Genomic DNA, 25,366 nt, shown 5'->3' on the forward strand with positions numbered 1-25,366 from the left:
ATGGTGGCGGCCGATGCGTTTGAACGCGTGTACTGGCGTCAAAGCGCCAGCGAGCTCAAGCCTTTCCCTCCATTGCATGGTGATAGTCGATGCGACGTCACCATCATCGGTGGCGGCATCATGGGACTCGCTTGTGCAATTGCATTACGCGAACGTGGCGTCGCGGTGATATTGCTCGACGCTGCGCAGCCAGGCATGGGGGCGTCCGGCCGCAACGGCGGACTAGTCGTGCCGAGCTTGCCTCGACTGGGGCCTTTAGATGTCGTGCGCTTGTTGGGCGAACCGCATGGCTATCGCTTGAACGCGATGGTCGCCGGCAGTGCCCAGCGGGTCTTCGACACTGTTGCGCGATTTGGCATCGCATGCGAAGCAGAACAGGCGGGCTGGATCAATCCGGCGCACGGCGCCGGGCTTGTCGAGGGCTTACAGCGTCGCGTGGCGGACTGGCAAGCCGCAGGCGCACGATCGACCTGGCTCGATGCGGTACAGACTCGCGATATCACAGGTAGTCCACATTATTTCGGCGCATTGTTCGATGCCAGTGGCGGACATTTGAATCCGCTGGCGTACACACGCGGTCTGGCAAGCGTCGCCCAACGCCTTGGTGCAGAGGTCTATGGCGACAGTACCGTTGAAAATGTTGCTCGGCACGGCAACCGATGGCGGGTCGACACCGCATCTGGACGCGTGAGTTCCGACGTCATCCTGCAATGTACCAATGCCATGGAAAGCGCTGCGAAATCGTCACTTTCCGGCGACGTTCAACGCAGCTTCGTGCCATTGCACGTCTATCAACTTGCGTCCCGTAAACTTACGAAAGCCGAACGCGCCACCATCTTACGGACACGCTCCGCACTCTCTGACACACGCAACAACTTGTTCGCCTGTCGTTACACTGCCGATCATCGGCTGGTGACCGGTGGAATGGCACCGATGACCCATTGGCGCGCCACGCAATGGCTCAAACCCTTGCTGTCCGGTCGCATGGCAAAGATATTTCCGCAGCTCGACGGAATAGAGTTCGATTTTCTGTGGCGGGGCACCGCGGCACTGACGCCTGACTTTCTTCCCCGGCTGTTTCAGGTAGCCGAAGGATGGTTTGCACCGTTGGGCTGCAATGGTCGCGGCATTGCCATGTCAACGTCGATAGGCGCGACACTGGCTAATTATGTGGTCGACAACGACTCGGGATCCTTACCGCTTCCAATCACGCGCGCTGCGCCGATCGCGTACCATGAATTGGCCCGCTTTGCTCCGCAATGGCTCTTGGTGCCGGGCATGATTCAAGACTCAATTCGCGCGCGGGTGCCATAAGTCGACTGAGCAGGTTTGGTCAAACCCTTGACTTATCACGGGCCACGACCAACGGCAACGGCACGCTCGTTCGGCACGGACAAGTACGAAGGAATCGGAGGCCGTTTCGACTGGCAGCAGTTGAAGGCGCGGTACTCCGACGAGAAAAACTATAACTACATCGGCAAAAAGACGGGAAGCTATCGCATACCGTGATACTGCCCGCCATCAGCGGGCCTCGGCGTTTTCTACGACAGGCGCATCGGCGAGAATCTCTTGCACGGTTTCCCTAATGAGATGCGCCGCCCGCGAGCGCAACCGGCTCGCCTGACGACTGACGGACTGCGCCAGGGCAATCTGCGTCGTCAGCGCCGGCTCGACGATCCGGCTCACCGGCAACAGATCGGCATAACGCGTTTTGGCGATGATGGTCGCGCCCGCAATCGCCGAGCCGAAGCCTTCCAGCACGAGTTGCAGGATGGCGTCAATGCCGTCGATCTCGTAGCGGATATCGAGTGCGATACCGCGCAGCGCGGCCGCCTCTTCGACTGTGCGGCGGATCGGGTTCGGCGCGCACGGAAAGATCAGCGGCAAGGACCCGATGTCTTCGAAAGGCACGGCCGCCGGCGCGGCAAGCCGGCCATCGCGCGGAGAGATCAGACACAACGGCTCGGAGGCGATGACTTCGACTTCGATGGACGGAGCGGGCTTGCGGTCATGCAGCAGGACGATATCGATCTTGTCATTGAGGAGCGAGTCGTACAGCGTACGCGACAACCCTTCGACCATGACGGCCTGCGCATTCGGAAAGCGCGCCGCGAAGGCGCGAATGAACGGCACGGTCAAGACCCGCCCCAAGGAAGGCGGCATACCAATCACTACGCGGCCGCGCAGTTCCCCGTCCACGTCCGATACGTTGTTGGTGACCGCTTCGAGCTGCTGGAGGATATTGCGCGCGGTCGCCAGCAGCCGCGCGCCGGCATCGGTCGGCCGGACGCCGCGCCCGGTCCGCACGAGCAGGACCGTTCTCATCTCCGTTTCGAGGCGGCGAATCTGCCGGCTGAGCAAAGGCTGATTGACACCCAGAAATGAGGCCGCGCGCGTAAAACTGCCTCGTTCGACAACCTCGACGAAGTGCCGGAGCTGCTCCAGTTCCACGGTTCGATTCCTTCAGGAAGACGCCAGACCTCATTACACCATGGCCGCCATGCGCTGCACAGAGCACGCGGAGCAGGCTTAAGCGCGCTTCTGGTACGGAGGTAGGAACATCATCGTGAGCGCGGACACAACAGACATGCCTGCGGCGAACATGAAAACGTGTCCGTAGGAACCGAACATGGACCGCGCAGAACCGTACATAAGCGGGCCGATCGACACACCGCTGAGAAACAGGATGATGAGACAGCCGTAGATCGCGCCGAAGTGTTTCTTGCCGAAGTACTTGCTGGTGAGATAGCTGACCAGATCACTTTCCGTCCCATAGCCGATGCCAACGAACGCCACCCCGATCACCAGCGCGAACAATGGCAGCTTCACGTACACGCACGACGCCACCAGCGCGCAGCCTACGCCGGTCAGCAGAAACGCGAGCGCGCCGATGCGTGGCGCGAACGCGCGGTCGAGCAGCCATCCGATCGCCAGCCTGACGGTGAGCGTCACGACGCCGAACCCCGTCGAAATGAGCGTGACCGTCGTCGCCGGATAGCCCAGATCGCGGGTCAGCTTGGAGATTTGCGGCACCACTCCGGTGACGACCGCCGAGGTCACGAGAATGGCGAGCGCCAGCAGCCAGAATGCCGGCGTGCGCACCGCTGCGCTCAGCGTCATGCCTTCGATGCCCGTGCTGTTGCGGCCCGCGCGCTTCGTACCCGGACTGACCGCGCAGAAGAAGTTGACGCCGAACGGCAGCACGACGAGAATCGCCGCCATCACGTAGAAAGTGCCGCTCGCGCCGTAATGCCTCAGCGAAAGGCCGATGACGCCCGGCAACGTGACATACCCCAATCCCAGCCCGGCCGACGCCGCGCCGATGGCGAGCCCCCGTCGTTCGTCGAACCATTCGGTGATGAGTTTGTTATAGGTCAGCGACTGCGCGCCGTAGCCGAGAAAACCGAACAAGAAGCACACGGCATAGAAGCCTGCGAGCGTTGAGACCAGCAAGCCGAAGGCGGCCAGGCACGCAGCGGCGAGCAGAATGGATGGCAGCATGACGCGCCGCACGCCCAGGCGGTCGGTGAGCCGACCCGCCACGGGCGCCGCCACCAGCGACGCGATACCGAACAGCGTGAGCCCGAACATCACCTGGCCGATCGACCAGCCGTAAGTGCGCTCGAACTGCGGCGCGAGCGTGCCGATCAGCAGCAGGATCATCGGTCCGGGACTAAACAGCAGGCCGACGATCGCCGCTGCCACGATGCGCCAGCCGGCGTATCGCGGGCTGCTTTCGTTCGCCGCGCCGACGTGCACTGCATCGGTTCTATCGATGGCGTCCGGCGGCTTGTTGAACAACGCGCTTTTGGCGTCGATCGTCTTGTCTTTCATGTGCCACTCCGAAGGATTGGGATCGTCGACAGGCTAGAAGGAATGGTGGATGCCGATGCGCGCCGCCACCTGATTCGGCGTCGACGACAGACCGCCACCGTAGATGAACGCATCGGTGTTGCCGGTCGCGCGCTGATAGGCGACATTCGCGTAAAGCTGAGTCGATTTGGATAGCGAATAAATATCGCCAAGCATCGCCTGCGTCCAGCGATGTCCGGAAAGGGTCGTGGTGAACGCGCCGAACACGATACTGTTGTCCGGTGCCGTAGCGTAGTTGACGCCTCCATCGTAGGCCTGGTAGGTATCCGCGAAAGACAGGCGTTCGAGTCTCACATGCGTATAGAGCGCATGAAACAGGAACGCGCCAACCTGATAGCTTGCGCCCACGCCGAAGTTCTTCACCTTGTCGGCCACATACGTATTGCTGCCGGTTACGCCCTGAAACGGATAGACACCCAGCGTATTCACCGACATCGTCCGATTGTTTTCATCGGCATAGGTCACCGCCACCTTGAGCGCCTGATTGGCATAGCGCAGCGCGAAACCGTAATTGCGGCTCGTTGCGAAGTTGCTCGTGTTGCCGAACGCGAACTGCGCCGCGAACTGGAAGCCGTAGAGCACCGGCGAAACATAGCGGACGTTGTTATCAATCTGATCCGCCGATGTGTTCGACAGCTCGTCCACATTGCCCGGATGGAACGTGATGTAACTCGACGCCAACACTGCCGTATTCAGCGGCCCAAGCCATTCATAGCTGAAGGGCGTCTGATGGCCCGCCGTGAACGTGCCGAAAGTCTTCGACGCCAGGCCGACATAGGCCTGCCGGTTGAACATATAGCCATTGCGGACCATCTGCCCGGTGAGCGTGGAGAACCCGTTCTCCAGCCTAAAGATCACCGACATGCCGCCGCCGAGATCCTCCGTGCCCAGAAAGCCCCAGCGGTCCGGCTGGGAATTGCCCTGCTCCGCCGCCCACTGGGCGTGTCCGCCGACGTTGTTGATATAACTCAAACCGGCATCGAGGCTGCCGTACAGCGTGACGCTGCTCTGCGCCATGGCCAGACCCGCGTGCAAAGACGTCATTGCGACAAACCAGCCTGCTCGCTTCAGTGTGTTCATGGGGCGTTTGGAATTATCGTGGTTATCATCTTCGATGGCTGCCGCCTGCGACCCTGCGGCAGCCCAGCGTCGTCACCCCGCAACCGGCGCGTCGGTCCCCTCGACTTGCACCCGAAATCCCGAGCGCACATTCGGCCAGTAGTCCCAGATGGCTTTGTGATGCGTGCAGCGGTTGTCCCAGAAGGCGATCGAATGCGGCTCCCAGCGGAAACGGCAGGTCCACTCGGGCTTGTTGCAGTGATCGACGAGAAACGCGAGCAGGCGCTCGCTTTCGAGGCGCGGAAGGCCGTTGATGCGGCTGGTGAAATCCGTATTCACGAAGATGAGTTTGCGTCCAGTCTCCGGATGCCTGACGATGACGGGATGGGTCGAAACTGGCGTGCCGGGACCGAACACGCGCGTGCCGTCGTGCACGGCGGTGAGGCCTTCGAGATAGATTTTCATGCGCGGCGACAGCGCATCGTAGGCGCTATACATGCTGGCGAACATGGTGTCGCCGCCGCCATGCGGCGGGACCGTGTGGTTATAGAGCATGCTGCCGAGCGGTGGCACCTCGGCGCAGGACTGATCGCTGTGAAAGTTCTCGCCGGAGATCTGCTTCGACGTCTCGTCATAGTGGAAACGCCGCACGAGGTCATTATCCGTGGGCTTGCTAATGGTCTGCTTGCCAACATGCCGCCCTAGCGGTCCGAAATAACTGGCCACGCGAATCTGATCGTCAAAGCTGATTTTCTGATCGCGGAAAAATACAACCTGATACTGCAGGAAGGCGGCCTTCAGTTCGGTAACCTCCTGCGGCGACAGCGGCTTCGTCAGATCGACGTTGCCGATGATCGCGCCAACATGGGGCGAAAGCGGTGTTGCAGTGATGCAATCGAATTGCACGGCAATCTCCAAAAATCGATATCGGAACCGAATTTTCGATGGCGGCGGCTTTCGCTTGCCATCGAACGCGTTGGAGATCGTAGGATTAAACGTTTCCCGAAGGTAGTCGCTCAAAAATCAAGCAGATATACAGTACGGGTATATCGCGAGTCGGCACTGACCGTCCGAAATCGCCGACAGCGGGTGGCAACGGTGCGTGCGGCCGCCCTCGGCGAAAGCATTGAACCGGTGTCTTCGAGTGGATGATGGAGGACAACGGTGCGCGCAAGAGCGCGCTCCAAGAGAGGAAAATCAGTTGAGCACGCCCGGTTGTCATCCAAGACCATGGCTCTTGTGTGAGCAAAAAGCCTCATAAAAGAATGTTTACGCCGACCGAAAATTGAGCCACTTGTAGGGATCGCGCCGACTGAAAAATGAGCCGGGCAATCAACCTATCCTGCTAGTTTTTCAGGCAGGGTGTTTGGGGATGATCCCGATGACAATGATTGGAAAGGTGCGGCGGATGTTCCACCGCCAAAACAAGTCGGTACGCGAGATCGCGCGTCTCACAAGCCTGTCGCGCAACACGATTAGCAAATACCTGAACATGGATGTTCAGGAGGAGCCGAAGTATCAGCGACGTTCGCAGCCGACCCGACTAGCACCGTTTCATGAGACGCTGGTGCAGGCACTCTGCGTGGACGCACGGCGGCCGAAGAAGGAGCGACGCACGGCCTGGATGCTGTTCCAGGAGATCAAGGCAAGCGGCTACGACGGTTGCTATTCGCGGGTGACCGATTTCATCCGGGCTTGGCGGCAAGGCGAAGGCAAGGCGGCTTCGAAGTCGGCGTTCGTGCCGTTGCAATTCGAGCTGGGCGAAGCGTTTCAGTTTGACTGGTCCGAGGAAGGACTGGTTATCGGCGGCATTTACCGTAAGCTGCAGGTGTCGCACATGAAGCTGTGCGCGTCGCGGGCGTTCTGGCTCGTGGCCTATCCGAGTCAAGGTCACGAGATGCTGTTCGACGCCCATACACGCTCGTTCGCGGCCTTCGGCGGGGTGGCCCGCCGTGGCATCTATGACAATATGAAGACGGCGGTCGACAAGGTCCACAAAGGCAAGGGCCGCACCGTCAACTCGCGCTTTGCGGTGATGTGCGCGCACTACCTGTTTGACGCGGACTTCTGTAACGTGGCCAGCGGCTGGGAGAAAGGCGTCGTCGAGAAGAACGTGCAGGACAGCCGCCTACGTATCTGGATTGAAGCTCGCGAGCAGCGATTCGGCAGCTTCGCCGATTTGAATGCGTGGCTCGGGAGCCGGTGCCGGTCGTTGTGGGAGCAGGTGAAACATCCTGACTATCGCGACCTGAGCGTTGCCGACGTATTCGAGCAGGAGCGCGCCCATCTGATGCCGATGCCGACACCGTTTGACGGCTACGTTGAACGCGCGGCCCGCGTGTCGTCGACCTGCCTGGTGGTAGTCGGACGCAACCGCTACTCGGTACCATGCGAATTTGCAGGCCAGATGCTTAGCACGCGGCTCTATCCGGGGCGTGTCGTTGTGGTGGGCGATGATGCCGTGGTGGCCGAACACGAACGGCTAGCCGACGAGGGTCTGGTGCGATACGACTGGCAGCATTACATCCCACTGATCCAGCGCAAGCCCGGCGCACTGCGCAACGGTGCGCCGTTCCTGGATATGCCCGAGCCGCTGCAACGCCTGCGCCGGGCGCTGCTGCGCGAGATGGGCGGCGAACGCGTGATGGCGAAGGTCCTGGCGCTGGTGCCGGACAGCGGCCTGGACGCTGTGCTGATCGCGGTCGCGTTGGCACTCGAACAGGCACCTCCCTCCGGACGCGTCAGCGTCGAGCACGTGGTGAATGTGCTCTCGCGCATGCGAAGTGTGCAGATGCCGCCTACGATCGATACAGCGCTACAGCTGAGCACCCCGCCGCTTGCCGACACATCGCGCTACGACGGGCTGCGCCCGGCGCTGCAACAGCCGGAGGCCGGTCATGCGTGATCTGATCGTCGAACTCAAGCAGTTGCGGCTGCACGGCATGGCCGCCGGCTGGGCCGAACTGCTTGAGCAGAATAACGTGGAAGTGGCGTCGTCGCAGTGGCTGCTTGAGCGGTTGCTGCAGGCCGAGAGTGCCGATCGGGCCGTGCGTTCGGTCAGCCATCAGATGAACGCCGCGAAGTTCCCGGTGCATCGCGATATCGCCGGCTTCGACTTCGATGGCTCGCCGGTCGATCGCCAGCTCGTCATGCAACTGGCCAGCATGACATTCACGGAGGGCGCGCACAACCTGGTTCTGGTCGGCGGGCCGGGGTCCGGGAAAAGTCATCTTGCGACGGCCATCGGCGTATCCGGCATCATGCACCACGCCAAGCGCGTGCGCTTCTACTCGACCGTAGATCTGGCCAACGCATTGGAGCAGGAAAAGGCGCAGGGCCGCGCCGGACGAATCGCCGCGAGCTTGCTGCGTCTCGACTTGGTCATTCTGGATGAACTCGGATATTTGCCCTTCAGCCAAGCCGGCGGAGCACTGCTGTTCCATCTTCTAAGCCGCCTGTATGAGCACACGAGCGTTGCCATCACAACGAACCTGGACTTCGCTGAATGGTCCAGTGTGTTCGGCGACGCGAAGATGACCACGGCATTGCTGGATCGGCTGACGCACCACTGCCACATCGTGGAGACTGGAAACGAAAGCTATCGTTTCCGGCATAGCAGCGCCAGTGCAAAGAAACGCATCCGGTCGCGCGAAGCAGCGCGAAAAGGCGATGCCGCTGGCGTTTCCGAATCCGCCTGACCTCGTTCGCCGCGCAGGGGAAGCTGCTACGAGCTACGCCCTCCGCAGCTTCCCCTGCGCCACGCACTCTCATACGAAGGAGGACAACGACCACGGAAACCCATACACTTATCCACAACCGGTCCCACTTCAGACCGGTCTCCACCCCGGCTCAAAATTCAATCGGCGCGGTGGTTCAAAATTCAATCGGCGCGGACATCATGTTCAGCACGAACGCGTGTGTGTGCAGGTCGGGATCGACTTCCCGCGAGGTCTCATGCCGAAACGTCGCGGCGACGAGCTTGTTAGTCTGTTCGACATGTGTCTTGCCGTTCACCGTATGACGCGCCGCGGTGAGCATTTCGGCCTCGCGCAACGCTGCGGCCACCGCCCGATCGTGAGCCGCGATCATGCGCTCGTCACCGTGCACGAGCGCTTGCAAGGACACCCCCTTGGGCGCAGAAAACGTCAGGTCGTACCCGAGGCGCTCCCTACGCGCCTCAGACGGCTTCGTGCGACGCAGTTGCGTATACTCGTCGATCCGCCCATCCAGCAATTCGGCAAAACGAGCCTGCTCGACCGGACCGCTCAGCCCCAGGGCTTCTGCACCCTTGCCCTGCCATTGCATGGCGCTGCCGTCTTTCGCGTAATAGTCGTCGGCGCTGTCGGCGTAATAGCTCACTACCTTGCCGACATTCTGGCGCTTGATCGTCGTGATATTCAGCATCAGGACGCCCCCAGAATTTCGCCGTCGAGGGACACGATGCCCGGGACCCGGGACTTGCGCATGTAGGTGACGGATTCGGTCTTGAATTTCGCGATCGGCAAGTCACCGGGAAAGGCGAGATAGCCCTCAAGATTCGGCAGGCGCATCAATTCGGACGCGAGCACCACCGATTCAGGCTTGATTTCCTCGTTCTGGCTGTTGGTGCCCATGCCGCCAAAGGCCCTGCGGCTACGACCGGAGCGTTGCCGCATGATTTCGTGCTGACCGAGTGCGCGCGACATCTTCTCGGCGGTCTTCTCACCCATGCGGCCGACACCGAGTGCGACCATTGTTCGATGGTTACCAAGCATCGTCTCCGCGAGGTTCTCCCCGTACACATCCACCAGTTGCGTGTATGTCTGGTAGCCAGACACGACGCGCAGTCCCTTCTTGCGCCCCTTGGTCAGAGCGTCACCCAAAGTCGGCAGGCGTGCGAGGGATTCGAGTTCGTCGAGATACACCCAGAGCCGGCGGCTCAGATCGGCGCTCATACCGAGCACGCTACTGAAGATCGTGTCCGCAAAGCACGAGATCAGCGGCACCAGTGCCGCGCGCATGTTCTCGTCCCACGTAATGTAGAGATTCCCGCCGCGAGGATCGGCAATCCAGTCGCGCAGCGAGAAGTCACCGTGCGGCATCTCGAGGTGCGGCGGCAATTTGTTCGAGAGCACAAATCGGGCGCTTCCAGATGCCCGACTATTTCCTGTGAAAAGCGCCTGCGCGTTTGTCCCTTGAACATACGCTTCGAGTTCTTCCAGCGTTTTTCGGTTCGTCCATTCAAAGACCTCCTCCATCGTCGGATTTCTCGACGTTGAATAGACCTTGCGGGCAACTTCGGTGAAAAGCAGCCGCCCGTAGTCATTCCACTCTTCGGACTCAGCACTGCCCGAGCGCTGAATAATCGACGCCGAATAACGCTTAAAATCAAAATCGGCACGGATTTCGTTAAAAAACGACCAGCCCTCGGATCGCCCATCGTACGGATTGAGGATTTTGTCGCCTTGCCGGTAGAAGTTGGAAAGAAATTCGCCGTCTGGATCGAGCACCACCATACGATCACCGCGTGCCATACTACACACCATCATTTCTTTGAAAAGGGTCGATTTCCCGGTCCCGGTCGACCCGCCAATAGAGACGTGGGTATTTTCAGCTTCGGTTGGCATCGGCACACCTGCAATCGTGATTTGCTTTTTTTTGCTTTCTCTCGTCTTTCTTGCCAGTTCATCAGCCGTGACCACCTCCGTCCCGCGAAAGAACTTGGAGAATGCTGCCCCTTTGAATGGTCTCTTTCCCGCGTTTATCGCCGCTGCTATCCCAGCAATCGCCAACAACTCTCCGAGCAATAACGCGCCCCACAGGGGTAACAAATGAAATGTGTTTCGGATCAAGAGAGGAAGGACTTCGCGAACGGTCTGCGGCGTAAAACCATACACAAGCCTCGCCGTGACAAACCACGCGAAGAGCGGCACGAAAAGTATGGCAGCGATTCCTGCCTGCCGCTTTTGGATATCATCCACGGTAACCCTCCCGCGCCGGTTCCCAAGACGGGATGGCCAAGCGATCATGTTCTGCTCGCGCACTTCGAATCTTTTCGGGCGGCAAGGCCATCCTCAACAGCAACAAGACTTCCATCAACATAGTCGCTGCTGAATAGGAGTGTTCGGGCACCGCTTCATCTCGACCAGTGTTCGGAAATCTCAACATCGCGTCAGTCAACTCGTCCAGGCGTGCTAGAACCTCTTGACCGCTTTCGTGACCCTTCCCAAAGAGCGCATATTTGATGTACTCGGAGACGTTTCCATTGTGGCGAGCGGAGCGCTCTTCGAGCTCAATTCTCTGCGCATCATTGAGTCGAATGCTAATCGTCGGCATGGCTTAGCTCCGGTAGGACGGGTGTAATACACAATAAGCCTTATGCGATAGCACGTTCAATGGTCTCTGTCGGACCCCCGTTTTACATCACCCGAAAACATAAAAGGTAAATATTGCGCAAGATCAACCACTTAGCCAATGCGAAGCATTGCGTATGGTGTATAGCATTTAAGGGCCTAGGCCAGCCGCTGATTTAAGGGGAAATCGGGAATGTTTACAGCCCGTTTGTGCGTCTAAAACACGTTCTTTCCTATCCTTCACGCAGCGCGTGAAGGCGAATGCGCGAACGGACTGAAAGAGGACATAACGGAGACACTTTGACGACGACCCGAGGAATCACCAGATACCGAATGGAGACTTTTACGAGGCAAAATGCTTGCGTTCGATTGCATAGATCACTAGAGTGAAAACTAAGCTCACACGAAAGCGAATCATCGGGAGGGTCGACAATGCCGTTATCGCAACTCAAACCGAAAAGCGATTCGGCTGTCGTGCGCAACATGCTCGCCGAAATTGAAGCTGCGTTAAATTTCGGTGCATCACGTGAGTCAATCTGGAAAATGCTCTGCCAGGAACAAGGACTCAAGCTGACGTTTGATGGTTTTGTTAAAGCGTTATGGCGCGCTAGACGTATTCGGCCCCAGCCGACTCCGAAGCCCGGTCATAGGCGCGAGGCTGATGTCGGCGCGTTGGATTCGATAGGGAGGTCAGGTAATCGTCCCGATACGATCGAGCGGGATCGCGATGCGTCGATTGAATCGCAAGAAGTCGCGGCGAAGCGCAACCGCATTAGAACGACACGGGATTTTGAGCGCGTCCACAGCATGGACTTCAGTGAGTTTGACGATAAATTCAAGTGAGGTGCGAATTGAAGATCGCCGTCTTAAACTACAGTGGAAGCGTCGGCAAAACAGTCGCAGCGCATTACCTTCTCAAGCCGCGCATGCCTAACGCCGCATTCTTTTCCGTGGAGACGATTAACCAATCGGCAAGTGATCTTGGCGCTGATCAAGTCTCTCAACTGCAGGGGAAAAGGTTTGGCGAGTTGCTCGAAGCGCTGGTTTTAGAAGACGACGCCATTATCGATGTCGGCGCCTCCAATATCGAGCCGTTTTTCGAAGCCATGTCACGGTTTTCCGATGCCGAACAAGAATTTGATTTGTACGTGATTCCCGTCACACCGGATCAGAAAGCCTGGCAGGAAAGTTTGAAAACCGTTGAAGCACTGTCGAATGTCGGTGTGGAATCTGCCAAAATTCGCTTGCTGCCGAACAGAATCGCCGCGGAACCGATTGGGGAGATTCCGGCGGTATTTAATTACGTCGAAAAGACCAAAAAAGCATGGATCGATCCGAACGCGTACCTGTTTGAGAGCGACATTTACGGCTATTTGGCGGCAAAGCGGATAGGCTTTGACCAGTTGATCGATGACGGCGTCGATTATCGGGCGCTGGCCAAGTCCGAATCGGACCCGGACAAAGCCAAGGACTTCGCTCGCATGTACCGCTGGAAAAAGCTCGCTATTCCGGTTCGCAACAACCTCAACGACACATTTTCGTCTTTGGTGTCGTGATGGATCGGCCGCCGTCCAAGGAGGAGATTCTCCTCGAATGGTTTCTCGGCGACTCGAAGGAGATCGTCGCGGAATTGAAGGCGGCGGTGGCCGACGCTCAGAAGGTCCGTGAAGGGGTTGTCACGGCGAGGGGGGAACTGGATGCCATAGTCCAGACAGCGACACGGGAGTTGGTGACCGCTCATCGCGAACTCGCCCAAGCTTTTCGCGATGCCAAAGCGGGCAACGCTGATCTAGCGCGAACTGTGTTCGCATCGAGCGAACGGGCGGCAGCGGTGGGCGTGCGCCGGTCCCTGCCTCTGCTGATGGTCTGTTGCGGCCTGAGTTCAACAATCGGCGCCACGATCGGCGCGGCGACAGCCGTCCTGCTGATCCGCTATCTTTTATAGCGTGCCGCGGCAGCTTGGCGGCGACGCTGATTAGAAGACGTGTTCGCCAGAGCGCCGCGCCCGGAGGCACCACGGCGCGAAGTATTGCTCGGTTAGCTGGTTTGTTTAATGCGCGCCCGCGCCTCGTCGGCCATCCGCCTAACTTGCGCAGCGAGTTCCGGCGGTAGCCACACTTCGACCTGCTCCCAGTTCGCCGGAAGGTCTTGCGACACGGCCAGGACCGATTTGATCACCGCGCCCACGCGTTGCTTTGTCAGCCCGCTTTCATTCGCAGCCTCGGTCTGAGACACGCCATCGACCAGCACGCGGCGCGCAACTTCGACGTTGCCAACGGTCATTCGTTTAAGGCGGGGCATGAGCGACTTGAAGTCCTTCGCGGTCATCCTTTCTCCTGCCATGTTTGCGCCCCCATCTGAATGCGTGAAATCGGGGCTCGATTATCTGCTTGAAGTCAATAGCGGTCAACAGCACGCGCAAACACGTTGAGCGCTTGGCGTGCTGTCTTGCTGGGTCAGTGACGGTGCATCTTCTGAGCGATCAGAGGATGAGACAAAGTAGCGACGCCTCGAAATCGCCAGAAGCGCGACCCCTTTCGGGCGTAAATGAGGGTGACGTTTCCAGTTCCGAGTTCGTGACCCTTAAAAGATTCAGCCCCATCGCCCAACTGCCAGACGAGCGGTGGCCAAGGGCCAGACATGGCCGCGTGATATTCGGCCTCGGTGATTTCTTCGGCGGCGGTCGACAACGCCCGCTCCTGCTGCTCGATGAAGCGATCCTCCTCACCTATCACGACGCCCGGATGGCGCTGTGCGAGCTGTTCGAGCGTTTCCCGCGTCCAGTTGGTGACGAAGTGGCCGTCCGCCAGTTCTAACGCATAATCGATCGCGGTCGGCTCGCCAGGAATATAAAAGACCTTGCTCATGGTGTTCTCTCCATGTGTCCGAGGTAACTACCGGGCGAGGCCGGATGCCGCTCGTCCGGTAGCGCCTCCGCGTTAGCCGATCATCTTGCGCATCTCGTCAGCGAGCACCCAGAGCGCCCGGTTCAGTTTTACGTTCTGGTCGATGCCGCTGACCGCTCGGGTGGTCGTCGTGCGGCCGGTCGTGCTGCGTCCGTGAAGGCCACCTTTGACCATGTTTTCCTGCACACGGTTGAAGGTCGCCCACAAGTCGGAGCCCCCGTCCTCCATGCGACGGGGCCGAAGTATCTGCGTCTCGGTGACGGGCGCGGCGGCTTCTTCCGTGTCGTACTTCAATTCGAGGGCTGCGCGTGCAAAGGCGTTCTGTGCGCCTGCATCGAGCGTTACGCCCTGCATACCTTCACGCTGCTCGTCGACAACCTCGAAGTTATCGAGCACGCGGAACGCGCCTTCGATCACCTCCCCGACGACATCACCCTTGTGCGGAACTCGCACCTCGCCCACATTCGTGCCGCAAACCATCCCGTTGCAGCAGACAAAGCGGAACATGCCGGCTAGCATTTGATAGCTGCTCGTGCCGTCGTGGCTGTTCAGCAGGATGATTTCGTTGGCTTCCTTGCCGCTGATCTGGTCCGCATGGCGAAGGCGAATCATGTGCTTGGTGAAATCGCGCTTGTCTTCGTTGCGCACGCGGGTCTGCGCGACCATGAACGGCTGAAAGCCTTCGCGGCGCAGGCCTTGGAGCACATCGATCGTCGGAATGTAGGTGTAGCGCTTCGAGCGGCTGTCGTGCTTGTCAGCGGCGAAGATCGATGGCGCGACGCTTTGGATTTGCTCGTCCGTCAGAGGAACTTCCGAGCGGAGAACGGGCGCGTGGTAACCAAACTTAGATGCGAGTTGCATATTCGTACTCCTAAGTTGCGGTGTTGTAAAGACCCGGGAGCGGTTGCCGCCGCTTGATTCCCGGTATCGAGGCGCTGTGCTGATTAGCGTGTCGATGTATGTATGATAGGACGAATCACAGCAAAAGTCAATATCTGTAAATATAAATATCAATTCTGTTTACCTCTCACTCGCGATAACTTGGCATCTACGGTGCTGCCCCGAGGACGAGGGAGAGAGCGGATCGTTCGATTCAGACAGGCGCGCGAGCGTCTGTCTCATTTCAAGGGGCGTGGAGCACGCGTAGGCCTGTGCTCGGTCTGCTCGTCGGATTCGGTCGGTCGCGGTAAGCCCGTTCTGCCGCACGAACCGGCGCGGTCAAGGGAACGTGGAATACCGCAGGCCGCGCAGCGGTCGAGGATATGCCGCGAAAGTCCCTTGACCGGGAAAGCCGGGGCGTGTGGCAGATTCAAGGACGCGAGCGACTGACCGAATCCGGCGAGCAGACCACCCGACAGATCGTGCGAAACAATCGGCAAGCCCCGTTCGGGGCGCGCAGCGCCGCCAGGCGCGGAGGTCAGTTTGCTGCTTGGTGTTTCACTCCCGCACCGATATAATCGAACTAGTTGGATCCCCGTTCTACTCCTGCGGTGTTGGACGGTAAGGCTCGAAGCGTTGCCGCGCTCCGAGCCTTTGTTTTGTTCGCGACGAACCTGAGGACCGAGCGGTCATGCAACCGCCCTTCCTCGTTAAGCACTGCCTTTCACTGATTGCCTTCTTCGCCGATTTCTTCTCGGCTTTCCTCGTCGTCTAAACTCTGTTCCTCAGACTCGGCAGAAACAAAGCTGTGCTCTAGCGGAACGTCGCGATTGACCAGCACTTCCGGAAGCCAGCCGGTCTCCGACAGTAACCGCTCCGCCATCGACGCAGCTTGGTCCTTCTTGTTCGATGCGAGCGGAGCCGCTGCGTCTGCCGAGACTGCGGCAGTCACCACCTCGGCAATTCGGCCTTTCGAGACGTGATTCAGGTAACTTGCCTGCGTGGCCGTCCAGTACTTGGTCATATCGAGATTCAAGACATCGCACAGGGCGTTCACCGGATGTGCGCTATCGGTCCCGCTCACACTGTCGAGGGTCGCGGCGACGCAAAACGCGAAGAGATTCGACGTGACGTCATCGCTTTGCTGCAACAGCCAAGGCAGAAGCTCGGCACTTCTCGTCGGCAGCATCGCGGACCATTTTGCACGCTCGGCGTCGATCTGTTGCCATGCGCGACTGTCTGCCATATCGTCAGCCTCCCGCAGCAGCTTGTCGTGCGACAAGGCGAATTTCGCCTCCAGCGTCGTTCCATGGAATCCGTAACCGAACTGCTCGGGGAAAATCGTCGGAATCATATGGTGCATGAGCACGGCAAGTGCAACGCCCGGTTGTGCGGCAAGTTCAACTTGAACAGCGGCGGTGCGGTGCGCGGTCAAACGTCGGCAAAGCTTTTCGCTGTGAAGCGGCTTTTCCTTCTTCGTCGGCTCAAGCGTGCCAGTAAGCTCGCCCGTCGTGAAACCCTCGCGAGTGGGCTTGTCGTCCGGCTTCAGAAAACCGCGCTCGATCACGACCTCGCCGGCGATGTTTAGGAACACGAAAGCGCCGCCGCGCGCCAGTTGATCGGACGACCACGCTTCCATGCTGTCGACAAAAGCGTCACATGCATCGCTCGCGGTGTTTGCGGCTTCTTCCAACGCGTCGCGCTTTTCCTCGTCCTCTTCGCCGGACTCGTCATCGTAATAGGCGTTCAGTGCGTCACTGGCGGCATCGCGCGCCTTCTGGAGTTTTGCGAACTCGCGCTCTTCCTTTTTGCTCATATTGCGTGTGTGTGATGCCAGCCGACCATATGCGCTCAACTCACTATAGTCGCGTTTGATCCGCGTTTCGACCCACTTCCACCCTTCCGCGCTGATCGTCTGCGCAATCTCGATCAGGCGGCCCGTCGCAAGTTGCTGCAACAGGTCGGTGTTGCCGATGTATCCCGCATTGTCGTCGTCGCTGAACAGGTCGCGACGCACGAATCCACCGGCGGCCTCGTAGGCGTCGAGCGTGACAAATGCTACGAGCGGATTGTTGCGAACCTCGACTTCTTCCTTGGTGATCGCGGTTCGAAGCTGATGCGGATCGCGCAGCCACGACTGAGCGGCATCAAACCATAGTCGCTCCTGTAGAGCATGGTCATCGGTCAGGGCGAGCGCGACGACCTGCTCTATGCTCATGCCATCATGGCGGAACACTTCCAACAGCCGAGGCGAGACGTTGGCAATCTTGAGTCGGCGCTGTACCGTCAACACCGGGACGGAGAAGAGCGCGGCAATGTAGTCTTCGCTCTTGCCCTCCTCGATCAGCATCCGAAATGCCATCGCCTGATCCGCGCCGTGCATCGGCTCGCGAGCATGGTTTTCGATAAGCGACGCGGCGATGGCTTCAGCCTCGGTGACGACCCGGACCGGGATCAATTCGTCCGGGCCGATCACGCCACGCTCCGCGAGTAATTGAAGTGCGGCGAGTCGACGCTGGCCCGCGCACACGCAGAGCTTCGGCTTTTTGCCACGTGCAGCCTTCATCGGGTGCGCAACGAGATTTTGTAGCAGCCCCTTTGCGGCGATACTGTCTGCGAGGCCCTCGATGCCTGTAGCGGCCTTGCGGCGAACATTTCGCGGCGATGGGCTTAGACGCGATAGTGCGACTTGCTCGATAGTGCTGTCGCCGCCGAAAGTGCTTTCGAGTTCGGTGGGCGACGTTGCCGCACCGCCAAGCTCGACAACGTCGGTTTGAACTTCGATGGCGTCGTTGCGATCATCCATTTTCAAGCTCCCAGAGAGTGCCAGCGACTGAGTAACGCGGCGAAAGGTACCGCTGTGGTCACCGGCCGGTTTAGAACCAAGATTGATGAAGCGGGAGGCAATCGACAGGGCTCGCGATTGCCCTTGGCTTCTAGATCAGTCGATGTCAACGATGCCGACGGGGCCGATCGCTTTCACGGCGCAAAAGCCCTCGCCACAGACGCGGCTATGGCCATCGTCATGCGTCACGAACTTCCGCGATGCGGTGACACTGTGGGCCACTTTGAGGCGGTCGCTCTGCTTGGCGAGCGCCGCGTGGATCATCGTCTGTACGCTGCTCGCACCGTCCCGATGAAGTCCCGCGAGTTGAACGCGGTAGAGTTCGCCCGAGCGGAATTGATCCACGGTCGGCGCAGTGAGGCCGTTCTCGGTGAAGTTGCTTTTGTAGCGTCGATAGACGCGCTCAATAGCGGACTGGACGGCAGCGTCGCTATGCTCGCGGACTGTTGCGATATGGTCCGCACCAAAGCAGACTTGTTGGCCGTCCATCATGTGATAGATCGAACCTTGGTAGTCGATCAAGCTGTCGAAATACGCTGCCTTGAATCCGCCCGTAATGGCTTCCACTTGCGCGGCGTTCGGACCATCGGTCCAACTCACATAGATGGATGCGCCACCGCTATAGGTGCGGCTCCGGACCGAGAACTTCACACCCTTGAACGCCTCCGCGAGCGACTGCCGAATCAGCTTGGCGGTCTCAGCACAGGTAAAGTGTTTGATTGCCATGATCTGGTATCCTCAATATTGAATAGAAAATCAGAGCGTCGTCACCATCACGCTCAACCATCTGCCTTCGTGGTACTTCATCTGGATTCGCGAACGAGCGACGGTCACCACTCGAATGTCGCCCTCGATATATGATCTTTGGTGAGCCTCGGAGGGCGCGGGAGGAACGCCCGCTTCGTTGGTGGGGTCGCTTGTGCGGGTGGTCGTTGCGCTCATCATTACCTCCTTTGTCTGCCGTTCAGTTTCATCTGCTCTTCGGAGCCGCCTCGGCGCATGTTTTGCACGGACCGGATTCGGTGCAAGGGCGCGCCCGGAGGCCGCAGCGAAGCGCAGCCGCAGGCGAGCATCGAACGGGTGAGGACGCGGCGAAGCGAACCCTTGTACCGAATCTGGTTCGTGCTATGCGTCGATCACGGGGCGGCTTTGAAGGGCAGGTGAAACGCGCTTTGAACGGCTGACAAAGGATGGAGCGCAACGACGCGGTTCTCGCGCAAGCAGCCCCACGGCACGGGCACCGCCAGGTGTCGGTGCCCCTTCGGCGCATTGCGCCGCATTCTATTTTTGAGTTTGAAGGGCGCCGTCAGGCGCCCGCCTCGGTTGGCGGGTTTGCTGCTTTCAAGTTGGAAAGCGTTTTGGGTGGGTCGCGTTTTCGCGTCTATGCTGCGCCCGCTGACACTGGATTGGGTAGCTGCAGACGCAGCGTCAGTCGATGAGCGCGGGTTCTGCCTCTTCGGTTCCGCCGGGGTCGTCTTTGCGCGGCGGTGGCTTGAGCCCTGCGAGCGCACGCTGACGGAGGGCCTGTTCATTGAGCAACAGCCGGATCTTTTCAAGGGCCACGAGCTGACCGAGATTTTCCTCAATCCATACCTTGTGCAGGCAACTGAAGTATTCGCCGAGCTCGAGCATCACGGCGCGCGACTGTGCAATCTCAAGCAACATGCGCTCTACGTCGGCGTTGCCGCGATACTTCCGCCAAAGCGCACGCCCCTCGTCCAGTCCGACGGGCTCAAAGCGCGGCAGTTTGCGAGCCATCGAGCGCGGCAGCCGTGAGAATAAGCACGTATATGTACCGCACATGCGCGCGCGCAGGACCGACGGCACGAAGGCCGGTCAGCCCATAGTGAAGATGCACCCCATCGGCGTGTGCGCGATCGGCTGGTGTTGGCTTACGACAGATGCCCATCACGGCTCCCAAGATGTCTTTCGCGACATGCTATTGAGAATCAGGACAACCGGCGTCTGCTTTCGTGGCAAATTCAACAATTCGCGCAAGAAGGCAACATCTCTGGGCGGACAAGCATTGTTGCTCACGGTCGTATGACAGGGGTGTGGCCCGCCATTCTCGGAATTGAGGAGCGCCTGCCCTCTATATCGGACAATCACTCAAGCTGAGCTTCGCCTATGATGGACCTGTCTCCTCGCTCCGTCTCGACCATGAGAGCGATTCGGCGTCATGGGTGCGAGAGCCCATGACGCCTTTTTTCTTCGAGCCTCGCGCTGTCCCCGATGCCAGGCGCCGTCGCCATCAACGCGCTCGCTCATCCGATCGGCTGTTAGCAGATCAGCGAGGTGCGAGCATCGTCCCTCGGCACTTCCGCGCGTCGCATCGGCAAGCGTAGGCAGCCTTCAGCGCCGCGGTCCTGCGCCCTTCGACCTCAAGGCAATAGTCGATGAATATCTCCGTGCCGATAGGGATATCACGAAGCGCGCGAATGAACACGCGGCTCCCATCTTCTTCGGCTTCAGCATTGGGGCGGCAACTGTGGTTGATCCAGCGCGCGGAATTTCCACCGTGAGCGCCGTCGATCACGCTTCCGTCGGCCAGGCCAAAGAAAATGTGTGTCCGTCCTCTGCCGAGCTGCGCTCGAACCTGCGCTGCGCTTCCTTTCCTGATATGACCTGCCCGGCATACTCGATGATCAAGTCGCCTGCGCCGATGCTTTTGAGTGTGAAAACGCCTCGGCCATGAACCGGTGATGTACGAACTGCGATGCGGCGCATGAGAACCTTGAGACTGGAAGTCGGTTGAGTCGAAGTGAGGCCGTCGACGATCCTCTGATCGACGTTGCATCTTCTCATGGATCACGGCATCGCAATCACTTCGGAATGTCCGTTGCGACGGATATTGTTTTCGAGCAGAGGGAATTGTTACGTCGTCGAGGAGACATGAATGCCTTCGGCCGACGCGCCGCTGGTCGCGGTTGACGCCTATCAGTTTCTCGGCGGTCTCCGGCAGTCTCCGATGTGCCGGTCGATGCCCTTCAGCGCGCTGCTTGCGAGGGCCGCGCACATGAACACCGCGGACATAAAAAAGCCCAGTGCGCTGCACCGGGCAAGCCATCGATTCGATCGGTGGCGGAGGTTCCAAAATGCAAACTGGCCGTCTATCTCTCCCGACAGCGGCCAGCATGTTGTACTTGAAGACTAGGCCTTCTCAGGGAATGGATCGGCCCGGCGGCAACTGCTTCGCCAAATCACTGCAATCAGACCCCGACCGAGATTAATGACCGAAGTAGACCGGGGCCACGCTATTGCCCGTGTGTGCCGGAGCACCGCCCGAGGCCGATGAGCCGTCTGCCACACCGCCGTAGCTTTGGCCGTTTTGGGCGGCAACCTTAGCTTCCGCCGCTTGGATCTCGGCCGGATAAGTCGTCCGATCCATACTCGGGTTGTAGCCAGCGCGTTCAAGTTGCACGAGCTGCGCCTTCACTTCAGCGCGGGTCACGGGTTGGTTCGATTGTGCGAACGAGGAAACTGCCGGGATTGCGAGCGCAGCGGCGACGATGATGGATGCGAGTTTCATGATGCTTACCTCCAGGTCTTTGTTTTCGCAAACAGCCCTGTTTGCGTTTCAGTGATTCCAGTCTAAGCAAACTGACCTCTAGCGTTAACCACTAATGCGACAAAGAATTATTGTCGGTTCGCGCAATAAAGCCCCCGCCGGTCACGACGCTGTCGCGTACGCACCTCTCGGTCACGCGCTCAAGTACCCGACCGCCCCGGAAGCAGGACTCGCGCAAGATCGCGGACTCCGCGCGGTCCCGCGGTCCGTGCATCCCAACGCTGACGACGCGCGCGCCGAGCACTCACCGCGAGCGGAGCCGCCGAGCACATTGCACGCAGTCGCGACCCTTTCCATCCCGAAGCATGACGCCTCGTTAGGTTGTCTGGACCGGCCACCAACGGACGGCTTGATTCCAGATCAAGGTGATCAGTACGATGTCATGGATGCGAGCTGATGCTCGACCAAACTGGGGAGGAAGAGTCATGACGCCATCCGATACGGCAAGCGAATGGCGACGAGCGAACGGCTATGTCGGCCGCGGCGGCGTGGTCATTGTGTTTCGGGACAAGGTGCAGAGCTGGGTGAACAGTCTTCGCAATCCCGAACACTGGCAGCCGGGATGCATCGCAGTCGATGAAGAGGGTCACACGTGGACGACCGTCGCTGGCGACGAACGCGAAGGCGCGCTGTTGTGGCTGCCGAATAATCCGCTGTGACGCTGCATCGCGCGTGAAAGACTTCTATGAAGCGAGTCGATTTCGTCACACGGTCGGTCGCGAGCATTGCGACCAAGGCGGGTGCTTGCCAATGCCCGGCTATTCGTGATCGCGAAGGTTGGAGAGCGCATCTTCGAGGACTTCTGCTGCCTCGAAGTGAAGGTCGACGCCGGCATCATCGAGCGGTTCACCGGACGGCATACGGCGACATTCTGCCGAGTCGCGCAGAACGTTGATCGCCGCGCGTAGTGCAAGTGCGGTCGTCAGTTCAGTCATGCGATTTCCTCGTTGTTTCGTTCTGTGCGACCGGAGCACGATCACCTTCCGCGCATGCGCGTCTATGCAGCAAGTCGATGCTCGTAATATGGCCGGTCTCGATCATCGAGAATGGCGTACAAGGCATCTAGATTAAGCGCATCGGGGTTCAACCACGCTTCGACGTTGTCCGGCTTGATCGGAATGATGCAACGATCATGTCCTGCGGCCTCGATCTCTGGCGGAGGCTCGTCCGTGATCGCGGCGAAAGAAAGTAAGTCGGGTTGGCCGGACGTGTCAGAAATCTTGTGTGCTGAGGTCGATTAAAAAATCTCAGCTGATGGCGGAGGTGAAGCGCTCGCCGAACAGAATGGCGAACTGATTGACTGCTTGCCGCCAGGTTATAGGCGGCATCTTCCAGTCCTTCTCGATGTTGCGCAAGGCCAGATACAGCAGTTTGCTGGCAGCTTCGTCGCTCGGGAAGTGGCCGCGATTCTTGACGATCTTGCGCAACTGCATGTGCATGCTCTCGATGGCGTTTGTCGTATATACGATTCGACGCACCTCGGGCGGATAGGCGAAGAAGGGAATCACCTGTTCCCATTGGCGCTGCCACATCGCTGCCACGGTCGGGAATTTGCGGCCCCACTCGCTGCTTGCAAAGGCCTCGAGCGCCGCTGCGGCCGCCTCGGCGGTGGCGGCCTGGTAGATCGGCTTGATCGCGGCCGCCAGCGGCTTGCGGTCTTTCCAGCTCGCCAGATTCAGCGAATTGCGGATCAGATGCACGATGCAGGTCTGGATCTGGGCGGCCGGATAGACCGCCTCAATCGCTTCAGGGAAGCCGCGCAACCCGTCGACCACCGCGATCAGAATGTCGTTCAAGCCGCGGTTCTTCAGTTCGTTGAAAACCTTCAACCAGAACTTGGCGCCCTCGGTTTGCTCGATCCACAGTCCTAGCACTTCCTTGCGACCGTCGGCGCGGATGCCCAGCGCCAGATAGACAGCCTTGTTCTTGACAGTGCCTTCGTCGCGGATCTTCAGTCGCAGCGCGTTAAAGTACACGATCGGATACATCGCCTCGAGCGGGCGTTGCTGCCACTGCTCGACCTCAGCCAGCACCTCGTCGGTGACCGTCGAAATCAGATCGGGCGACACCTGCAGCCCGTACAACTCCAGCAGATGGCCTTGAATCTCACGCACGCTCATGCCGCGCGCATACATGCTGATGACGTGGTCGTCGAAACCCGGCAGCCGGCGTTGATACTTGCCAACCAGTTGCGGCTCAAACGTCGCCTGCCGGTCGCGCGGAATATCCAGCTTCAGTTCGCCGTTGGGCGTCAGGACCGTCTTCGAGCTCGTGCCGTTGCGGTGGTTGCCAGCCTTGCCTTGCTCGCTCTCGGCTTCCAGATGGTGGCTCAGCTCGGCCGCGAGCATGCGTTCGGCCAGCCGCTTCTTGAGTTGGCCGGCCAGACCCGATTCGCCCAGGACCGACTCGGCATCCTTGCCCTGAACTTGTGCAAGCAATTGGTCAATTAGCTCATCGGAAAACAGCTTCGGTGCCTTTGTGCTCTTGTTCTTCTTTGTCACGGTTGCTTCGGTCATAGGACGTTATTCCCGTTATCGTCTCATGACCTCGGCACACTAAAAATCTGACAGGCTCGGTTGGCCGGGCGCGCTCCAGTGCGACCACAGACAAGCGACGTACATTAGCTGACCGTTGCTTGGGCGAAACTCCAAGACGAGGTTTTCGTCTTGCTCGTGCGTCTCAAGAGGTGTGTTCTCGTAACGAGCTCGCTTGACGTTCTCGTAGAAGACGTCGACCAGCATCAAACCATGCGACACGCCAAAGCATGGCTTCCAAAAGCCCTCGAGATTGTCGCGTCGCGCGTTGTACGTGCCAGGAAACCGCGTGTCATAGTTGGCGGGCTTGCCTGCAATGCGACACTGATAGCGCATCGGCTTCACCATGTACTTGCCATCTTCAACGACAAGCACCGGCGCATAATGCCCAGGAAAGATCCGCGAGTCGCGATCCTTGGGTGCCGTTCGACGCAGATCGTCGAGTCGACGCAAAGCAGAGTCGATCTTGTCGGTGGCGATACGCCGACTTTCGGTCGCGGCTTTTGTCACCTTCGTCTGCAGCGCGCGCTCGGCGTCGGCGAGGCGCTTGCGCTGCTTAAAGAGATCCTGTTCGAGTGTGTTCGCCTGCTCGGCGTTGAACCGATCGATGAATTCCTTGATCTGACGATCATCGTCGTTTTGGGGCTCAAGGAACGGGGCGTCCATCGCCTTCGGAATCTTCGCCTTGCTGCCTTCTGCGCGCTCCCAGTACAGACGCGCGAATTCGCGAATGTCCATCTGTGCGCCGTACATTTTGACGTATTTCCGATAGTCCGCCTGGATCTGCGCCGAGTAACACACTGCCGCCTCCTTGCTTTGTGATCGTTCCGCTCAGTCGCCCGGATTTGTCACCCGAATCATCTCTGGTTTCGATCGCTCAGATCAGCAATTAGCTCGCCGTGCCGGTCGCCTCGCGACACAGCTTCATCATCTTCTGGACCACCGTGCTCGCATGGTTCAGTCCCATCTCGCCAGTGAAGAGCACCTGCACGTCCGACTGGCGTACGGCGATGCCCGCACGCTTCAGGTCGCGGCGCGCGATTTTGAGCGCCAACTGGCCGGTGAGAATGCGGTCGAGCCAGTCCATCGTCACGCGATTGCGTTCGATCCATATGCGGCAGCTCGCAACGACGTGATCGACGCGCCATTCCTGCGTGAGCGCGTAAGAAGCCGCCACCGTCGCCACGAGAAAGCACAGTAGATCGGCTCGCGCACCTGTCAGTTCGTCAATTTCCGGTTTCTCCATCTCGCTCCCTGCGTATTTCTCTTTTGCACCGATTCGTCGATCGTCGCATCACCAAAAGCCTTGCGCAACTTGGCGACGAAGGCGGCGACCTCGGACATTGGATGTCGTGGTGCAAGCTTATTGG

24 protein-coding genes and 3 pseudogenes are annotated in these 25,366 nt (G+C 59.3%); 7 read left to right on the forward strand and 20 right to left on the reverse strand.

Going from position 1 to position 25,366, the window contains the following annotated elements:
- The coding region (locus LY284_RS37615; protein ID WP_233392264.1) for an FAD-binding oxidoreductase at nt 1–1,314 on the forward strand (1,314 nt) is incomplete at its 5' end.
- A 207-nt stretch (nt 1,315–1,521) separates the two neighbouring features.
- Here the strand turns inward: LY284_RS37615 and LY284_RS37620 are convergent.
- The 4 genes from LY284_RS37620 to LY284_RS37635 form a co-directional block, all read right to left on the reverse strand.
- Entirely contained in the window at nt 1,522–2,451 is a 930-nt protein-coding gene (locus tag LY284_RS37620) for a LysR family transcriptional regulator (RefSeq protein WP_233392266.1), read from the reverse strand.
- Nucleotides 2,452–2,529: 78 nt separating this feature from the next.
- Nucleotides 2,530–3,834: an MFS transporter gene (locus LY284_RS37625; RefSeq protein WP_233392268.1), complete on the reverse strand. Its 1,305-nt coding sequence runs from the start codon at nt 3,832–3,834 to the stop codon at nt 2,530–2,532.
- A 33-nt stretch (nt 3,835–3,867) separates the two neighbouring features.
- The gene (locus tag LY284_RS37630; protein ID WP_233392271.1) at nt 3,868–4,917 is read right to left on the reverse strand and encodes a porin; all 1,050 of its coding nucleotides are present in this window, start codon (nt 4,915–4,917) and stop codon (nt 3,868–3,870) included.
- Between the two features lie 108 nt (nt 4,918–5,025).
- Nucleotides 5,026–5,838, reverse strand: a complete 813-nt coding sequence (locus LY284_RS37635) for a TauD/TfdA family dioxygenase (RefSeq protein WP_233392273.1) — start codon at nt 5,836–5,838, stop codon at nt 5,026–5,028.
- A gap of 475 nt (nt 5,839–6,313) precedes the next feature.
- On the opposite strand from LY284_RS37635, the gene istA reads away from it, so the two are divergent.
- Together istA and istB are read left to right on the forward strand one after the other, a co-directional pair.
- A complete protein-coding gene (gene istA / locus LY284_RS37640) occupies nt 6,314–7,837 on the forward strand; it encodes an IS21 family transposase (protein WP_233387171.1) in 1,524 nt (507 codons plus the stop codon).
- Complete coding sequence (gene istB, locus LY284_RS37645; protein WP_233392274.1) at nt 7,830–8,630, forward strand: IS21-like element helper ATPase IstB; 801 nt, start codon at nt 7,830–7,832, stop codon at nt 8,628–8,630. The genes istA and istB overlap by 8 nt, the downstream gene beginning before the upstream one ends.
- A gap of 175 nt (nt 8,631–8,805) precedes the next feature.
- On the opposite strand, the gene mobF is transcribed toward istB, so the two are convergent.
- Genes mobF through LY284_RS37660 form a run of 3 tightly spaced genes read right to left on the reverse strand, consistent with a single transcriptional unit; the run spans nt 8,806 to nt 11,247 of the window.
- Nucleotides 8,806–9,336, reverse strand: coding sequence for a MobF family relaxase (gene mobF / locus LY284_RS37650; protein ID WP_233392276.1), 531 nt, complete (start codon nt 9,334–9,336; stop codon nt 8,806–8,808).
- A complete protein-coding gene (locus LY284_RS37655) occupies nt 9,336–10,892 on the reverse strand; it encodes a type IV secretion system DNA-binding domain-containing protein (protein WP_233392278.1) in 1,557 nt (518 codons plus the stop codon). Before LY284_RS37655 ends, mobF begins: the two co-directional genes overlap by 1 nt.
- Nucleotides 10,885–11,247 carry a hypothetical protein gene (locus tag LY284_RS37660; RefSeq protein WP_233392280.1) on the reverse strand — a complete coding sequence of 121 codons (363 nt, stop codon included), beginning with the start codon at nt 11,245–11,247 and terminating at the stop codon, nt 10,885–10,887. Before LY284_RS37660 ends, LY284_RS37655 begins: the two co-directional genes overlap by 8 nt.
- 449 nt (nt 11,248–11,696) lie before the next feature.
- Between LY284_RS37660 and LY284_RS37665 the strand changes: the two genes are divergently transcribed.
- Genes LY284_RS37665 through stbC form a run of 3 tightly spaced genes read left to right on the forward strand, consistent with a single transcriptional unit; the run spans nt 11,697 to nt 13,209 of the window.
- Entirely contained in the window at nt 11,697–12,107 is a 411-nt protein-coding gene (locus tag LY284_RS37665; protein ID WP_233392282.1) for a hypothetical protein, read from the forward strand.
- 8 nt (nt 12,108–12,115) lie between these two features.
- On the forward strand, nt 12,116–12,820 hold the full coding sequence (gene stbB, locus LY284_RS37670) for a StbB family protein (protein ID WP_233392284.1): 705 nt from the start codon (nt 12,116–12,118) through the stop codon (nt 12,818–12,820).
- The gene (stbC, locus tag LY284_RS37675; protein WP_233392286.1) at nt 12,820–13,209 is read left to right on the forward strand and encodes a plasmid stabilization protein StbC; all 390 of its coding nucleotides are present in this window, start codon (nt 12,820–12,822) and stop codon (nt 13,207–13,209) included. Before stbB ends, stbC begins: the two co-directional genes overlap by 1 nt.
- 92 nt (nt 13,210–13,301) lie before the next feature.
- Here stbC and LY284_RS37680 read toward each other — a convergent pair whose 3' ends face one another.
- The 8 genes and pseudogenes from LY284_RS37680 to LY284_RS37715 all read right to left on the reverse strand — a co-directional run bounded on the left by LY284_RS37680 (nt 13,302) and on the right by LY284_RS37715 (nt 21,423).
- A complete protein-coding gene (locus tag LY284_RS37680; protein WP_233392288.1) occupies nt 13,302–13,592 on the reverse strand; it encodes a TrfB-related DNA-binding protein in 291 nt (96 codons plus the stop codon).
- Between the two features lie 128 nt (nt 13,593–13,720).
- Nucleotides 13,721–14,131: a hypothetical protein gene (locus tag LY284_RS37685; RefSeq protein WP_233392290.1), complete on the reverse strand. Its 411-nt coding sequence runs from the start codon at nt 14,129–14,131 to the stop codon at nt 13,721–13,723.
- Nucleotides 14,132–14,203: 72 nt separating this feature from the next.
- Nucleotides 14,204–15,031 (reverse strand): DUF932 domain-containing protein, encoded by an 828-nt coding sequence (locus tag LY284_RS37690; RefSeq protein WP_233392292.1) that lies wholly within the window; start codon nt 15,029–15,031, stop codon nt 14,204–14,206.
- A gap of 742 nt (nt 15,032–15,773) precedes the next feature.
- Nucleotides 15,774–17,855: a ParB/RepB/Spo0J family partition protein gene (locus LY284_RS37695; RefSeq protein ID WP_233392294.1), complete on the reverse strand. Its 2,082-nt coding sequence runs from the start codon at nt 17,853–17,855 to the stop codon at nt 15,774–15,776.
- A gap of 135 nt (nt 17,856–17,990) precedes the next feature.
- On the reverse strand, nt 17,991–18,620 hold the full coding sequence (locus tag LY284_RS37700; RefSeq protein ID WP_233392297.1) for an LPD29 domain-containing protein: 630 nt from the start codon (nt 18,618–18,620) through the stop codon (nt 17,991–17,993).
- A 702-nt stretch (nt 18,621–19,322) separates the two neighbouring features.
- Nucleotides 19,323–19,652 (reverse strand): hypothetical protein, encoded by a 330-nt coding sequence (locus LY284_RS37705; protein WP_233392299.1) that lies wholly within the window; start codon nt 19,650–19,652, stop codon nt 19,323–19,325.
- Nucleotides 19,653–20,181: 529 nt separating this feature from the next.
- Nucleotides 20,182–20,621 (reverse strand): annotated as a pseudogene (locus LY284_RS37710) (SET domain-containing protein).
- Nucleotides 20,622–21,120: 499 nt separating this feature from the next.
- On the reverse strand, nt 21,121–21,423 hold the full coding sequence (locus LY284_RS37715) for a DUF4148 domain-containing protein (RefSeq protein WP_233392301.1): 303 nt from the start codon (nt 21,421–21,423) through the stop codon (nt 21,121–21,123).
- A 464-nt stretch (nt 21,424–21,887) separates the two neighbouring features.
- Here LY284_RS37715 and LY284_RS37720 point away from each other — a divergent pair, with 464 nt between their 5' ends.
- Nucleotides 21,888–22,121 (forward strand): hypothetical protein, encoded by a 234-nt coding sequence (locus tag LY284_RS37720; RefSeq protein ID WP_233392303.1) that lies wholly within the window; start codon nt 21,888–21,890, stop codon nt 22,119–22,121.
- A 99-nt stretch (nt 22,122–22,220) separates the two neighbouring features.
- Here LY284_RS37720 and LY284_RS37725 read toward each other — a convergent pair whose 3' ends face one another.
- The 5 genes and pseudogenes from LY284_RS37725 to LY284_RS37745 form a co-directional block, all read right to left on the reverse strand.
- The gene (locus LY284_RS37725; RefSeq protein WP_233392305.1) at nt 22,221–22,397 is read right to left on the reverse strand and encodes a hypothetical protein; all 177 of its coding nucleotides are present in this window, start codon (nt 22,395–22,397) and stop codon (nt 22,221–22,223) included.
- 62 nt (nt 22,398–22,459) lie between these two features.
- A pseudogene (locus LY284_RS37730) lies at nt 22,460–22,666 on the reverse strand (hypothetical protein); the annotation flags it as partial.
- A gap of 43 nt (nt 22,667–22,709) precedes the next feature.
- Nucleotides 22,710–23,978: an IS256 family transposase gene (locus LY284_RS37735; RefSeq protein ID WP_233392307.1), complete on the reverse strand. Its 1,269-nt coding sequence runs from the start codon at nt 23,976–23,978 to the stop codon at nt 22,710–22,712.
- 42 nt (nt 23,979–24,020) lie between these two features.
- A pseudogene (locus LY284_RS37740) lies at nt 24,021–24,797 on the reverse strand (SOS response-associated peptidase family protein); the annotation flags it as partial.
- A gap of 88 nt (nt 24,798–24,885) precedes the next feature.
- Complete coding sequence (locus LY284_RS37745; RefSeq protein ID WP_233392309.1) at nt 24,886–25,242, reverse strand: hypothetical protein; 357 nt, start codon at nt 25,240–25,242, stop codon at nt 24,886–24,888.
- Nucleotides 25,243–25,366 lie beyond the last annotated feature (124 nt).

The organism is Caballeronia sp. PC1 (assembly GCF_021353155.1).
Classification (GTDB): domain Bacteria; phylum Pseudomonadota; class Gammaproteobacteria; order Burkholderiales; family Burkholderiaceae; genus Caballeronia; species Caballeronia cordobensis.

Excerpts from the sequence above, each read along its gene's own strand:
- istA (WP_233387171.1), top strand. The coding sequence starts at position 6,314 with ATGACAATGATTGGAAAGGTGCGGCGGATGTTCCACCGCCAAAACAAG.
- LY284_RS37745 (WP_233392309.1), bottom strand. The coding sequence starts at position 25,242 with ATGGAGAAACCGGAAATTGACGAACTGACAGGTGCGCGAGCCGATCTA.
- istB (WP_233392274.1), top strand. The coding sequence starts at position 7,830 with ATGCGTGATCTGATCGTCGAACTCAAGCAGTTGCGGCTGCACGGCATG.
- LY284_RS37685 (WP_233392290.1), bottom strand. The coding sequence starts at position 14,131 with ATGAGCAAGGTCTTTTATATTCCTGGCGAGCCGACCGCGATCGATTAT.
- LY284_RS37725 (WP_233392305.1), bottom strand. The coding sequence starts at position 22,397 with ATGACTGAACTGACGACCGCACTTGCACTACGCGCGGCGATCAACGTT.
- LY284_RS37720 (WP_233392303.1), top strand. The coding sequence starts at position 21,888 with ATGACGCCATCCGATACGGCAAGCGAATGGCGACGAGCGAACGGCTAT.
- LY284_RS37665 (WP_233392282.1), top strand. The coding sequence starts at position 11,697 with ATGCCGTTATCGCAACTCAAACCGAAAAGCGATTCGGCTGTCGTGCGC.
- LY284_RS37705 (WP_233392299.1), bottom strand. The coding sequence starts at position 19,652 with ATGGCTCGCAAACTGCCGCGCTTTGAGCCCGTCGGACTGGACGAGGGG.
- LY284_RS37625 (WP_233392268.1), bottom strand. The coding sequence starts at position 3,834 with ATGAAAGACAAGACGATCGACGCCAAAAGCGCGTTGTTCAACAAGCCG.
- LY284_RS37695 (WP_233392294.1), bottom strand. The coding sequence starts at position 17,855 with ATGGATGATCGCAACGACGCCATCGAAGTTCAAACCGACGTTGTCGAG.
- LY284_RS37715 (WP_233392301.1), bottom strand. The coding sequence starts at position 21,423 with ATGAAACTCGCATCCATCATCGTCGCCGCTGCGCTCGCAATCCCGGCA.
- LY284_RS37700 (WP_233392297.1), bottom strand. The coding sequence starts at position 18,620 with ATGGCAATCAAACACTTTACCTGTGCTGAGACCGCCAAGCTGATTCGG.
- LY284_RS37690 (WP_233392292.1), bottom strand. The coding sequence starts at position 15,031 with ATGCAACTCGCATCTAAGTTTGGTTACCACGCGCCCGTTCTCCGCTCG.
- LY284_RS37680 (WP_233392288.1), bottom strand. The coding sequence starts at position 13,592 with ATGACCGCGAAGGACTTCAAGTCGCTCATGCCCCGCCTTAAACGAATG.
- LY284_RS37660 (WP_233392280.1), bottom strand. The coding sequence starts at position 11,247 with ATGCCGACGATTAGCATTCGACTCAATGATGCGCAGAGAATTGAGCTC.
- LY284_RS37735 (WP_233392307.1), bottom strand. The coding sequence starts at position 23,978 with ATGACCGAAGCAACCGTGACAAAGAAGAACAAGAGCACAAAGGCACCG.
- stbC (WP_233392286.1), top strand. The coding sequence starts at position 12,820 with ATGGATCGGCCGCCGTCCAAGGAGGAGATTCTCCTCGAATGGTTTCTC.
- LY284_RS37630 (WP_233392271.1), bottom strand. The coding sequence starts at position 4,917 with ATGACGTCTTTGCACGCGGGTCTGGCCATGGCGCAGAGCAGCGTCACG.
- mobF (WP_233392276.1), bottom strand. The coding sequence starts at position 9,336 with ATGCTGAATATCACGACGATCAAGCGCCAGAATGTCGGCAAGGTAGTG.